Consider the following 11,645-nt stretch of genomic DNA (forward strand, 5'->3'; position numbering starts at 1 on the left):
CAGGGCTGCCGCTGACGCCGATCAGCTCGAAGCGGCCGCGATCCTCGCTGTAATTCGGTCCCTGGGCCGGATAAAGCCCGACGAAACGCAGCGTATGGCCGGACAGTTCGACGGTCTCGCCGGCATGCATCGACAGGATCTTCTCGGTGCCGAAGCAAAGTGTGCCGACGATGCCGAGCGTGGTCAGGCCGAGGCCGAGGTGAGCGAAGGCTGTGCCGAAGACCGAGCGCGGCAAGCCGAGCAAGCGCCGGACCATGATCCCCGTTGCGACGGTCCGAAAGCCGGATTTGACGGCGAGATCGGTGAGCGCGCCAAGGATCAGCCAGACGGCAAGGCCTACGCCCAGGGCTGCGAACACCGAGGCTCCGTCGATGAACAGAGCGGTGACCAGCGTCGCCAGCAGCGCCGCTGCAAAGGCCACCATCAGGCGCTGCGCGACGGCGAAAACATCGCCGCGCTTCCAGGCCAGCAACGGCCCGAACGGAACCACGAGCAGCAGCGGCACCATCAGCGGCCCGAAGGTGAGATTGAAGAACGGCGCGCCGACCGAGATCTTGTCGGCTGAAAAGGCTTCGACAGCGAGCGGATAGAGTGTGCCGACAAGCACGGTCGCCGTCGCCGTGGTCAGGAACAGATTGTTGAGGACGAGTGCCCCTTCTCGGGAAATCGGGTGGAACAGGCCGCCGGTCGTCAACCGGGAAGCGCGCAGCGCAAACAGCGCCAGCGAGCCGCCGATAAACAGCGTCAGGATGCACAGGATAAACACGCCCCGGGTCGGATCGGTGGCAAAGGCGTGCACCGAGGTCAGCACGCCCGAACGCACGAGGAAGGTGCCGAGCAGCGACAGCGAAAAGGTCAGGATGGCGAGCAGCAGCGTCCAGATCTTCAGCGCCGAGCGCTTTTCCATGACAATGGCCGAATGGAGCAGCGCGGTGCCCGCCAGCCACGGCATGAAAGACGCGTTCTCGACTGGATCCCAGAACCAGAAACCGCCCCAGCCAAGTTCATAGTAGGCCCAGTACGATCCCATGGCGATGCCGCCGGTCAGGAACATCCAGGCGACCAGCGTCCACGGCCGCACCCAGCGCGCCCAGGACGCGTCGATGCGGCCTTCGATGAGAGCGGCGACCGAGAAGGAAAAACAGATCGAGAAGCCGACATAGCCGAGATAGAGGAACGGCGGGTGGATGGCGAGGCCGAGATCCTGCAGGATCGGGTTGAGATCGCGGCCTTCGATCGGCGCCGGATTGAGCCGGATGAACGGATTGGACGTGGCCAGAATGAACAGGAAGAAGGCGGCGCCGATGGCGCCTTGCACCGCAAGCACATTGGCGCGCAGCGTCGCCGGCAGGTTGGAGCCGAAAGCGGCGACGAGTGCGCCGAAGAAGGTCAGGATCAACACCCAAAGCAGCATCGAGCCTTCATGATTGCCCCAGGTTCCGGTGATCTTGTAGATCAACGGCTGCAAGGAATGCGAGTTTTCCCACACGCTTGCCACCGAGAAATCGGAGCTCGCATAGGCACTCGCCAGCGCTGCGAAAGACAGCGCCGTCAAGGCGAAGCCGGTCACCGCGACCGGACCGCCGACGGCCATCAGGCGCTGGTTGTTCAAGCGTGCGCCAAACAGCGGCACGAGCGTCTGCACCAGCGAAAGCGCAAACGCCAGGACGAGGGCGAAATGTCCGGTTTCAACCATGCCCGTGATCCACTGTCGCTCTCCTGCCGGAGCTATTCACTCTTGCTCTCCTGCCACACGCCCTTGGCCTTGAGGCCGTCCGCAACCTCCTTGGGCATATAGCGCTCATCATGCTTGGCCAGCACGCTATCGGCAACAAAAACCCCGTCCGGGCCGAAACTACCCTCGGTGATGACGCCCTGCTCTTCGCGGAAAAGGTCGGGCAGGATGCCGGTATAGGTGACCTTGACCGATTTGTGCGTGTCGGTGACCGAAAAGCCGACCGTGGCCCCCTGCCCGCGCTGGATCGTGCCTTTTTCGACCAATCCACCCAACCGGATGCGCTGGCCAGGCTGGACGCTTGCCGTGGTGAGATCGGCCGGCATGTAGAAATAGGAGGCCTTCTGGCCAAGCGCGTAGAAAGTCAGCCCGGTCGCGGCACCCAGGAAGACCAGGCCGCCCGCGATCACCGACAATCGTTTCTGCTTGCGCGTCATGTCTTGTTCTACTCCGTCGCCGCAAGCCCAAGCGAAGCGGCAAAGGCGGTGAATTTCTTCGCCTGGTCACTGTCGGCCCCAAAGGCGGCAATGGCGCGACCGAGCGCCTCACGCGCCTGATCGGCCTTGCCAAGCACGACATAGGAACGAACGAGCCGCATCCATCCTTCCGGGTCGTTCGGATTTTGCCGCAGTTTGTCGTCAAGGCCGGCAACCATGGTGTTGATCATGGCTTCCCGATCCTGCGGCGACATCGAGGATGCGGCGTCGATATCGCCGGCATCGGGGCCGTTGGCGGCGCCGCCGGAAGCCACTTCGGGGTTGCCGGACTTGGCCAGCGCCTGCTCGACGGCACCGCGCCATGGCGAGTCCAGCGGCAATCTGCCCAGCATCGCCTGCCATGCCGTGGTCGCTTCCTTGGCGCGACCCTCCTGCGCCAACGCCATGGCCAGGTAGAAACTGGCCTTCGCATTGGCCGGATCGAGCTTCAGGGCTGCCTCGAAAGCATCCTGGGCATCGGCCGAGACAATGCCGCCTGCCGCGCCGGCGATCGCCTCTCCGAGACCTGCCTGGCGAACGGCGCTGTCGCCATCAAGCCGAATGGCGTTGCGATAGGCATCCGCCGCGTCGGAAAAGCGCTGCATGCGCAGATAGACCGGTGCAAGCACGTCCCAGCCCCTGCCATCGGTGGGATTGGCGGCCAGATGGGCTTCGGCCCGCGCCACCAGTTCGTCGACCGAACTGTCGGCGGGATTCTTGGCCAACCGCTCGCTGAGCGGTTGTGACGGCAGGTCGGGAGAGCCAAGCTTGACATAGAGCCCCCAACTGACCAGCGGCACCGCCAGCACGGCTACGGTTGCCACCAGCCTTGCGGTGGCCGGCGCTCGGCCCGCGTTTGCGCCGCCGGCGGTAACCGCATTGTCAAGGCGAAGGATGCGGCGAGCGATCTCGGCGCGGGCTTCGGCCGCTTCGGCCGGCTGGATCAAGCCACGCGCAGCGTCGCGGTCAAGCTCGGACAGTTGGTCGCGATAGACTTCGAGATCATGTTCGCCGCTCGACGACGCGCCCTTCGCGCTGGCGGCCAGCGGCAACAGCACCGCCAGGCTTGCACCCAGCGTGAGAATGGCGGCTATGACCCAGAACAGCATGGTTCTTCCAATAACGGCAGAGCTCTGCCGTGCCAACAGATGCATGCTGCGACGCTTTGACGACGCCAGCCGCCAATCGTCGGCAGACGGTCGTCAGGTCAGCGGCGTCCAGCTGCCATCGGCGTTGCGGCAAGCGGTTCCGCGCGCCGTGACTCCGGCGCCGCCGGAAAACACCGTCTGCGTGTACTGGCGGCAGTCCTGCGAACCGACGCGGTAGGGCTGGGCCGGAACCACCTCGCCGTAGCGCGAAGCCTGGGCGCCTTTCCACGTCACCTTCTGGCCGCTGGTCGTGTATTCCAGCGCTTTGTACTCAGCCTCGAGCGCGCTGCGCTTCTCGGTCTCGCTGAGGCCGTTGCCGATCGCCCCGCTGATGAGGCCGCCGCCCATCGCCGAAATGATCGTCGTGGTCACCTTGCCGCTGGAAGGAGGTGTCGAGGCCGGTGTCGCTGCCACGGTTGGACCCTTGCCGCTCAAGGTGGTGCAGCCGGAAACAGCCAGCAATGCGGAAACAAGCGCGACGCGAATCTTCATGCCAACAACCGGTTTTCTTGAGTTGGAGCCTGCCATGGATGCGCCGGGGGCCGCGTCATCGAGAAGTCGGCGTGGCCATAGTATTGATATTTGTCGGAAATTTGGCCGCTGGCCGCTGCGGGACCAATGGACATGCCGCCAACAACATCTCCCGCCCCTCTATGTCGATCGGCTCTGGTGAACATCACTGAAGGCTCCGCAATCGCACCACCGCCTTCAATCCGCCCATACCGGACCGTTCGAGCGCCAGAACGCCTCCATACTCGTTGACGAGGTCTGCGACAATGGCCAGGCCCAGACCTGTTCCGGGCTTTGTCTCGTCCAGACGCCGTCCGCGCTTCAGCGCCTCGCGCGCCTTGTCCTCGGGAATGCCCGGACCGTCATCCTCTATGCCGATCTCGAACAGGCCGGCCGGGTCGTCCTTGCCGGTCAAGGGCACGATCGAGACCTGCACCGCGCTCTTTGCCCATTTCATCGCGTTTTCAAGGAGATTGCCCAGCAGTTCCTCAAGGTCCTCACGCTCGCCGGCGAAGACGATCTCGGCCGCCGGCAGCGACAGCGATAGATTTGTCTGCGGATTGAGCTTCCGCAGAACCCGCACCATGCGCTGCACCAGCGGCGTCACCGGCGTGCGGTAGACGACGCTGTCGCGTTGTGCCGCGACGCGGGCGCGCTGGAGATAGTGTTCGACCTGCTTCTGCATGGAAGCCGCCTGTTCGGCGATCAACTGCCCCTTGGCGCCGCCGAGCGCGCGGCCCTCGTTGAGCAGTACCGCCAGCGGCGTCTTCAGCGAATGGGCGAGATTGCCGACCTGTGTTCGCGACCGCTCGACGATGCGCCTGTTGTTTTCGATCAGCGCATTGGTTTCGTTGGCAAGCGGTTCGATCTCGGCCGGGAAGCGGCCGTCGAGCCTCTGGGCGGTGCCTTCGCGCACCATGGCGAGCGCGTTTCTGACCCGGCGCAGCGGCTGCAGGCCGAGCAGGATTGCGATCGCGTTGATGGCGATCATGCCGACGCCGAACAGGCTGAGATAGGTCAGCAGGCGGCGCTGAAAGGTGGCGATTTCCTGTTCGAGTTCGCTCTGGTTGCCCATGACGCGGAAACGCGCGGCGCGGTTCTTGGCGTCGAGGACGAATTCGCTCTCGAACACTTCGAGCTGCTCGCCGTCGATGCCTTCGGCTGCGTAGCTGCGCTGGAAGCTCGCGTTGAACGGCACCTCGGCAACGCTCGGTGACGGGATCGTCGTGGTCATCGACGACGAATGGAGATCGCCATGCACGCCTTCCGAAGCGGGCTCAACCGACCAGTACCAGCCCGAATTCGGCTCCGAGAACCGGAGGTCGCCGAGATCTGGCGCGCCGGTCAGCGCACCGCTGTCGGAGATGCCGATCGAACCGATCAGGTTGAACAGATGCGCCGAAAGCAGGCTGTCGAAGCCGCGCTCGCTGGCCTGGCGGTATAGGGTGGTGATCAAGGTGAAGATGACAACGAGCGTCACGATCGCCCAGACCGTGGAAAAGGCGATGACGCGGAACGTCAGCGAACGCGGCCACAAACGCAGCGAAAGCGGCGTCCTTGCGGTTGGTTTGAGCGGTTCCGAGTTACGCCTCCGGCTCACGCATGCGGTAGCCCATGCCGCGCACGGTTTCGATCATGTCGATGCCCATCTTCTTGCGCAGCCGCCCGACAAACACCTCGATGGTGTTGGAATCGCGGTCGAAATCCTGATCGTAGAGATGCTCGACCAGTTCGGTCCGCGAGACGACCTCGCCCATATGGTGCATCAGATAGGCAAGCAGGCGGAATTCGTGCGACGTCAGCTTCAGCGGCACTCCGCCGACATCGGCCTTGGAGGCCTTGGTGTCGAGGCGCAGCGGTCCGCAGGTCAGCTCGGACGAGGCATGGCCGGCAGCGCGCCGGATCAGAGCCCGCAGCCTCGCCAGCACCTCCTCGATGTGGAACGGCTTGGTGACGTAGTCGTCGGCGCCGGCATCGATGCCGGAAACCTTGTCGCTCCAGCGGTCGCGCGCCGTCAGGATCAGCACCGGCATCTTGCGGCCGCCGCGTCGCCAGCGCTCGACCACGCTGATGCCGTCCATCTGCGGCAGGCCGATATCGAGCACGACCGCGTCATAGGGCTCGGTGTCGCCGAGGAAATGGCCTTCCTCGCCGTCGAAGGCGCGGTCGACGACATAGCCGGCATCGACCAGCGCATCCGATATCTGCCGATTGAGATCCTTGTCATCTTCGACGACCAGTACACGCATGCGGAGTTCGATACCTGTTGAAGAGCTTTGTCGGATGGAAGAGCTTTGTAGGATTGAAAACTGGGGCAGATATAGGCCGATTCCGGCGGCCTGGGAAACGTGGCCTAAGGTTGATTGGATCAGTTCAGCGGAACGACGATCTCGGAACGGCGCGGACGTTGTCCGTCCTTGCCCGGAACGAGCACGACGATGACACAGACAGGCTGACCGCCGCGCGTCGATTGCGAGGCCTTGGCCAGCGTTCCGCCATTCTGCTCGGCCACCTGTTGGCCGATGGCGTAGCAATCGGATGCCGCCAGTACGATCGGACTGGCCAGGTCGGGCGGCGCGATGACCGGCATCGCCATCGCCTGCGACGCAAACAGCCCGGCAGCACAAAGCGCCAGTGTCGCGGTTCGGAAGTGGGAGCGAAGCGTTTTCATGACCGGCGTTGTAACGCATCGGTGCTGAACGTGAAATGAACGGTGAACGCCGCTGAAAACATCCTCGCCACACCCCTGCAACGCGAGACAGTCAACCTGGGATTTCGCCGCCTCGAACAGGCGAAATCCCGCGAAAGTCCAGTCTAGACTCCGTTTTGACCATATTGAAAGCGCATCAGGCATTTTCCTGCGTCATCGCGCGAAAACGCAGCAGCCCGTGATGCACGAGCAGATCCTCGTCATGGCGGGCTTCGGCAAATTCCAGCGACAGTCGTGTCTGGCCGCGAGGGCCGATCACCAATGCTGCGTCGGCAAGGCGCGCCTGGATGGCGGCCATGATGGCTAGCGTTTCGGCATCCCCATGGGCTTTCGACCAGACATGCAGCGTAATCAACTGATCGTCGGTGTTCTCGATGCCCGTATCCCAGTCGAAAGCGGAGGTATGGCCGCAGGTCACGTACGGAAAAGCGGCGTTGTCGGCTGGCCGTTCGAGCAGTCCGGCGCCGCCCAGCAAGGCCGACAGCGATGGATCGCTTTTCAGCCTGAGAAACAGTGCCTGCTGTAAATCGCCTGGCGCGGTCATCGTCTTTTCCTCCGGTTCCTGCGCTGCCGACTGTTGCTTTTCGGAAGCTGTCCGCGTTCTGCGTGTTCTGACAGATATAGCCATTCGACGCGCAGAGGCGATGGCAATTCGTCATCGGAATGATGGATGCCGATGATCTCGAAAGGGCGGCTTTGCCAAGACCACCGTCGCGGGCACCACGCCGTGAACATGGACTCTCGATTCCTGGTCACATATTCTCGCTCCATACAGCGTCGCATGACGCAATGTTTCCTTGCCGTTTTTGATCCACGAAGCAATTTCGGAAGCTGATGATGCTCGATGCAGAAAAGACCAGGGCTGCGTCGCGGTTGTTGGTAGGCCACTGGGACAAGGGCACCCGTCTCGACGCCATACCCGAGGCGTTGCGCCCACAAACACGGCTCGAAGGTTACGCTATCCAGTCGCATGTCATGGATCGCTCGGCGGCTCCGCTTTTCGGCTGGAAGATTGCCGCGACCAGTCTGGCGGGACAAAGGCACATCAACGTCGACGGCCCCATGGCCGGACGTCTCCTGGCCGAGAAAGCGGTGGAGATCGGCGGGACCGTTTCCCTGGCGACGAGCAAGATGCGCGTGGCCGAGATCGAGTTCGCTTTCCGTTTCGGCCGCGAGCTGCCGCCTCGTGCGGCACCCTATGAAATCGCCGAGGCGATGGAAGCCGTAGCGAGCTTGCACCCGGCGATCGAAATCCCGGACTCACGGTATGACGATTTCTGCGCCGTCGGGGCGCCGCAGCTCATTGCGGACAATGCCTGCGCCAACCTGTTTGTCATCGGCGAGGCGGCGGAAGACGACTGGCACGACGTGGATCTTGCAAAGCACCCCGTGATCGCGTCCGTTTCCGGAAGGTCGCAACATAGCGGATCGGGAGCAGCCGTATTGGGCGATCCTCGCATCGCGCTTACCTGGATCGTCAATGAACTGTCGGGCTTGGGCATAGCGCTCCAGCCGGGACAGGTGGTGATTACCGGCACCTGCGTGACACCGATAAGCGTCGAGGCAGGCGACGAAGTCATCGGCGATCTAGGCAGGTTTGGCCGCGTCTCGGTGAGGTTTGTCTAGGCTCCGCGCTGCCTGGCCACGAAACTGCGCACCGCCAGCACCAGCACGGTGATGATGATCAGGATCACCGACAATGCCGCGATCGCCGGGTCGATGTTGTCGCGCAAGCCCATCCACATGAGCCGCGGCAGCGTGATGGCGTTGACAGAGGTGATGAACAAAGTGACGCCGATTTCTTCCCAGGACAGCACGAAGGAGAGAAGTGCGGCGGTGACGATGCCGAATTTGATGTTGGGCATGATGATGCGGGTGGCGCGTTCCCAGACAGTTGCACCTAGGCCGCGCGCGGCGAGGTCTATGCGGCGGTCGAGCTGGCTGAGCGAGACCAGCATCAGCACGGTGGCGAAAGGGACCGTCATCACCGAATGGGCCATGGCAACGCCCAGCCAGGTGTCATAGCCGAAGAACGCGCTGAAGCCCGAGATCGAGGTGAGCAGGAAGTAGAGCGTGATCGCCGAGACCACGGGCGGCACCACCATCGGCAGCAACACGAAGCCGACAAGTGCCGCGGTGAAGCGCGGCTGGAACATCCAGACGCCAAGGCTGAAGCACAGCGCCAGCACAGTTGAAAAGGCGCTGCTGACGACACCGATGCGGATCGAGAGCAGGATCGATTGGAGCCAGCGCGGGTCCTCGATCAGCGCCCGGTAATGGCGCAGCGACAGTTCGCCCGACGGCATGGCCAGCATGCGGCTCGGCGTCAGCGACACCGGGATGACGGCGAGCAGCGGCATCAGCAGGAACAGCGCCACGAAGGCGGCGATGATCAGCGAGACGGGACCGGGGCGGTAGGTCGGCATCAGATCAACTGCTTCGGTCTGACATATCGGAACAAGAGCGCCATCAGCGCGCCGACGAACAGCACCAGCACGACGCTGATCGCTGCACCCAAGCCCCAGTCCGGGCTCTGGAATATCCTGAGATAGATCAGCTCGGCAATCATGACGCTGCGGCCGCCGCCAAGGATCGCTGGCGTGACGAAGAAGCCGAGCGAGAAGACGAAAACGATCATCGCCGCGCCTATGATGCCGGAGCGCGTCATCGGCACGAACACCGTCCAGAAGGTGCGCATGCGGCTGGAGCCGAGCCCGCGCGCCGCCAGGAGCACGCGGTCGTCGAGGCTGCGCATGGCCGATGCCAGCGGAAAAACGGCGAAAGGAATGAGGAAGTGCGTCATGCCGACGATGACGCCGAATTCGTTGCGCACCAACGCCAGCGGTTCGGAAATGAAGCCGATCGCCTGCAGCCACGTGTTGATCAGGCCGCGATTGGAGAGCAGCGCCACCCAGCCGAAGGCACGGGTCAGCACGGAAATCCAGAAGGGAACGAGAATGCAGAACTCGGCGATCAGGCGCTGTGCCGGGGTTCCACGCACCCAGACGACGGTGATGGCGTAGGCAGCGGCCACCGAGACCACGGTGACGACCGCCGCGATGCGCAGCGTGCGGATGAACACCGACTGCACCAGATCGTCGGTGAGCAGCGCCTCATATTGGCCGAGGCCGGGCGTCGGCAGCGTAAAACTCCATTTGACGACGCCAAGGAACGGCCAGGCATAGGCCAGGACAAGAAACAGGAGCAGCGGCGCCATCAACAGCGCCGCGCCCATCCTGTCGGAGAGATAGGATCTCATTGACCCGATTACCCCGGCCCTGATCAGGCCGAGATGATCTTGGTGTATTCGTCGAGCGCCGGCCCGTAGTTCTTGGCGTACCAGTCCATGTCGAGCGCGATCTGCTTCTTCATGTTCTCGGGATCGACCGGGTTGATGCGCTTCTTGTCGGCCGTGATCAGCGCGTCTGCCGCCGGGTTTGCAGGACCTTGGCCGAGCTTGTCGAACATGACCAGCTGCTTTTCAGGGTCCTGGGCACTGGCGATGAACCTCATCGCAGCGTCCTTGCCGCCGGGGTTGTTCTTGAGCACGGCCAGCGCACCGGGCGAGATCAGTCCCTGATCCCAGATGAACTTGATCTTGCCGCCCGAATCCTGCTCGATCAGCGAAGCGCGCGTCGACCAGACGATCGCCATCGAGGCCTCGCCATTGAGCAGCACGCTCTGGCTTTCGGCGCCGCCACCCCAATAGGCAACGACGTTTTCCTTGAACGCGGCGATCTTGTCATGGGCGCGCTTGAGGTCGAGCGGGTAGAGCGACGCCGGCGCGATGCCGTCGGCCAGAAGTGCTGCTTCCCAGCTCGATACGCCCCATTTGTAGAGCGAGCGCTTGCCGGGGAATTTCTTCACGTCGAAGAAATCGGCCATGCCGGTCGGCGCGTCCTTGCCGTACTTCTCGGAATCATAGGCAATGACATAGGAGAAGAAATAGGTCGAGGCGGCGTATTCCCAACCAAAGCCGGGCCGCATCTTCTTCTTGTCGACGATGTTGTAATCGATCGGCTCGAGAGCCCCTTGGGCGCCGAGCGTGATGGCCGAGAAGGGGTCCACGTCGACGAGATCCCAGGTCGGCGCGCCGCTCTTGAACTGCGCTGCGATGGCGCCTTCGGTCGGACCCGAACCGTCCATCTTGACGGCGATGCCGGTGTCCTTGGTGAAGGCCTGGCCATAGGCGGCATCATAGGCAGTGATGGCATCGCCACCCCAGTTGACCAGCACCAGTTCCTTGGCCTGCGCAAAGGCACCTGTCGAGCGCAGCAGCATCGGCGTGCCGGCCAGCACGAGTACCGCCAGCTGTGTGAACTGCCGGCGCGAGATCTCGCCGCGACCTGCCCTGGCGGACAGGCTCTCGACGGCTTGTTTTTTGGTGTCATGTGTCATGTCAGTTCCCCTTTTTTGTTGTTGATAGTGCCGGAAAGCGGTGGAGCGATATCTCGCCACACCGTCGTCATTGCCCTCCATGCGGAAGGAGGAAACCCTTTTCCGCCGGCCAGGTGAGCCAGACGGAATTGCCCTTGCTGAGCGCTGCGGCCGCCACCTCGTTCGGCACCGAGACGGTAACCTTGGCGCCTTGCCGTGTCGTCAGGTCGAGCCGCGTCGCAGCACCGAGATAGGTGGAGTTGGTGGCGGTAGCGGCGATGCCATTCTCGCCATCCGCCGCCTCGCCCGATATCGACATGTATTCGGGCCGGATCGCCAGGATGGCATCGCCGCGCACGAGTTCGGCCTTGCAGCCCATGCTGACCGCGCGGTCTTCGCACAGGCCGGTCGAGCCATTGCCGGCAGGCTTGACGCCCTTCAGCGGCAGCATGTTGATTTCGCCGAGGAACTCGGCGACGAAGCGGTTGTCCGGCCGGTCGTAGACTTCGTCGGGCGCTCCGACCTGCAGCAGTTTGCCGTGGTTGAAGATGGCAACGCGCGACGACAGCGCCAGCGCCTCGCTCTGGTCGTGGGTGACGAAGACGAAAGTGGTTCCGGTTTCCTGGTGCAGCCGCTTCATCTCGGCCTGCATCTGGCCGCGCAGGCTCTTGTCGAGCGCCGAGAACGGC

At 63.3% G+C, this 11,645-nt stretch carries 13 protein-coding genes; 1 reads left to right on the forward strand and 12 read right to left on the reverse strand.

The features are described 5' to 3' along the window. From EN991_RS08460 to EN991_RS08495, 8 genes are all read right to left on the reverse strand, one after another. Positions 1 to 1,696 (reverse strand): heme lyase CcmF/NrfE family subunit (locus EN991_RS08460; RefSeq protein ID WP_164768922.1); only part of this gene is annotated, 1,696 nt, incomplete at its 3' end. A gap of 32 nt (positions 1,697 to 1,728) precedes the next feature. Continuing rightward, positions 1,729 to 2,172: a cytochrome c maturation protein CcmE gene (ccmE, locus tag EN991_RS08465; RefSeq protein WP_013532635.1), complete on the reverse strand. Its 444-nt coding sequence runs from the start codon at positions 2,170 to 2,172 to the stop codon at positions 1,729 to 1,731. 8 nt (positions 2,173 to 2,180) lie between these two features. Then, positions 2,181 to 3,320: a c-type cytochrome biogenesis protein CcmI gene (gene ccmI, locus EN991_RS08470; RefSeq protein ID WP_127368571.1), complete on the reverse strand. Its 1,140-nt coding sequence runs from the start codon at positions 3,318 to 3,320 to the stop codon at positions 2,181 to 2,183. Positions 3,321 to 3,413: 93 nt separating this feature from the next. Then, positions 3,414 to 3,851, reverse strand: a complete 438-nt coding sequence (locus tag EN991_RS08475) for a hypothetical protein (RefSeq protein ID WP_013532637.1) — start codon at positions 3,849 to 3,851, stop codon at positions 3,414 to 3,416. A 184-nt stretch (positions 3,852 to 4,035) separates the two neighbouring features. Next, complete coding sequence (locus EN991_RS08480) at positions 4,036 to 5,469, reverse strand: ATP-binding protein (protein ID WP_024505287.1); 1,434 nt, start codon at positions 5,467 to 5,469, stop codon at positions 4,036 to 4,038. Continuing rightward, on the reverse strand, positions 5,453 to 6,118 hold the full coding sequence (locus tag EN991_RS08485; RefSeq protein WP_013532639.1) for a response regulator transcription factor: 666 nt from the start codon (positions 6,116 to 6,118) through the stop codon (positions 5,453 to 5,455). The genes EN991_RS08480 and EN991_RS08485 overlap by 17 nt, the downstream gene beginning before the upstream one ends. Positions 6,119 to 6,237: 119 nt before the next feature. Further along, positions 6,238 to 6,540: a hypothetical protein gene (locus tag EN991_RS08490; protein WP_013532640.1), complete on the reverse strand. Its 303-nt coding sequence runs from the start codon at positions 6,538 to 6,540 to the stop codon at positions 6,238 to 6,240. Positions 6,541 to 6,715: 175 nt separating this feature from the next. Further along, positions 6,716 to 7,123 (reverse strand): DUF3168 domain-containing protein, encoded by a 408-nt coding sequence (locus EN991_RS08495; RefSeq protein WP_064993409.1) that lies wholly within the window; start codon positions 7,121 to 7,123, stop codon positions 6,716 to 6,718. A 293-nt stretch (positions 7,124 to 7,416) separates the two neighbouring features. Between EN991_RS08495 and EN991_RS08500 the strand changes: the two genes are divergently transcribed. After that, entirely contained in the window at positions 7,417 to 8,205 is a 789-nt protein-coding gene (locus tag EN991_RS08500) for a fumarylacetoacetate hydrolase family protein (RefSeq protein WP_064993410.1), read from the forward strand. Here the strand turns inward: EN991_RS08500 and EN991_RS08505 are convergent. The 4 genes from EN991_RS08505 to EN991_RS08520 all read right to left on the reverse strand — a co-directional run. Then, on the reverse strand, positions 8,202 to 9,005 hold the full coding sequence (locus tag EN991_RS08505) for an ABC transporter permease (protein ID WP_027162976.1): 804 nt from the start codon (positions 9,003 to 9,005) through the stop codon (positions 8,202 to 8,204). The two genes, EN991_RS08500 and EN991_RS08505, sit on opposite strands and share 4 nt — an antisense overlap. After that, on the reverse strand, positions 9,005 to 9,838 hold the full coding sequence (locus EN991_RS08510) for an ABC transporter permease (protein ID WP_013532644.1): 834 nt from the start codon (positions 9,836 to 9,838) through the stop codon (positions 9,005 to 9,007). Before EN991_RS08510 ends, EN991_RS08505 begins: the two co-directional genes overlap by 1 nt. A 23-nt stretch (positions 9,839 to 9,861) precedes the next feature. Beyond that, positions 9,862 to 10,977, reverse strand: coding sequence for an ABC transporter substrate-binding protein (locus tag EN991_RS08515; RefSeq protein WP_127368572.1), 1,116 nt, complete (start codon positions 10,975 to 10,977; stop codon positions 9,862 to 9,864). A gap of 67 nt (positions 10,978 to 11,044) precedes the next feature. Continuing rightward, positions 11,045 to 11,645, reverse strand: a 601-nt coding sequence (locus EN991_RS08520; RefSeq protein ID WP_164768924.1) for an ABC transporter ATP-binding protein, incomplete at its 5' end; no start/stop codon positions are given.

The organism is Mesorhizobium sp. M7A.F.Ca.US.005.03.2.1, assembly GCF_003997795.1.
Taxonomy (GTDB): domain Bacteria; phylum Pseudomonadota; class Alphaproteobacteria; order Rhizobiales; family Rhizobiaceae; genus Mesorhizobium; species Mesorhizobium ciceri.

Excerpts from the sequence above, each read along its gene's own strand:
- ccmE (WP_013532635.1), bottom strand. The coding sequence starts at position 2,172 with ATGACGCGCAAGCAGAAACGATTGTCGGTGATCGCGGGCGGCCTGGTC.
- ccmI (WP_127368571.1), bottom strand. The coding sequence starts at position 3,320 with ATGCTGTTCTGGGTCATAGCCGCCATTCTCACGCTGGGTGCAAGCCTG.
- EN991_RS08475 (WP_013532637.1), bottom strand. The coding sequence starts at position 3,851 with ATGAAGATTCGCGTCGCGCTTGTTTCCGCATTGCTGGCTGTTTCCGGC.
- EN991_RS08485 (WP_013532639.1), bottom strand. The coding sequence starts at position 6,118 with ATGCGTGTACTGGTCGTCGAAGATGACAAGGATCTCAATCGGCAGATA.
- EN991_RS08490 (WP_013532640.1), bottom strand. The coding sequence starts at position 6,540 with ATGAAAACGCTTCGCTCCCACTTCCGAACCGCGACACTGGCGCTTTGT.
- EN991_RS08495 (WP_064993409.1), bottom strand. The coding sequence starts at position 7,123 with ATGACCGCGCCAGGCGATTTACAGCAGGCACTGTTTCTCAGGCTGAAA.
- EN991_RS08500 (WP_064993410.1), top strand. The coding sequence starts at position 7,417 with ATGCTCGATGCAGAAAAGACCAGGGCTGCGTCGCGGTTGTTGGTAGGC.
- EN991_RS08505 (WP_027162976.1), bottom strand. The coding sequence starts at position 9,005 with ATGCCGACCTACCGCCCCGGTCCCGTCTCGCTGATCATCGCCGCCTTC.
- EN991_RS08510 (WP_013532644.1), bottom strand. The coding sequence starts at position 9,838 with ATGAGATCCTATCTCTCCGACAGGATGGGCGCGGCGCTGTTGATGGCG.
- EN991_RS08515 (WP_127368572.1), bottom strand. The coding sequence starts at position 10,977 with ATGACACATGACACCAAAAAACAAGCCGTCGAGAGCCTGTCCGCCAGG.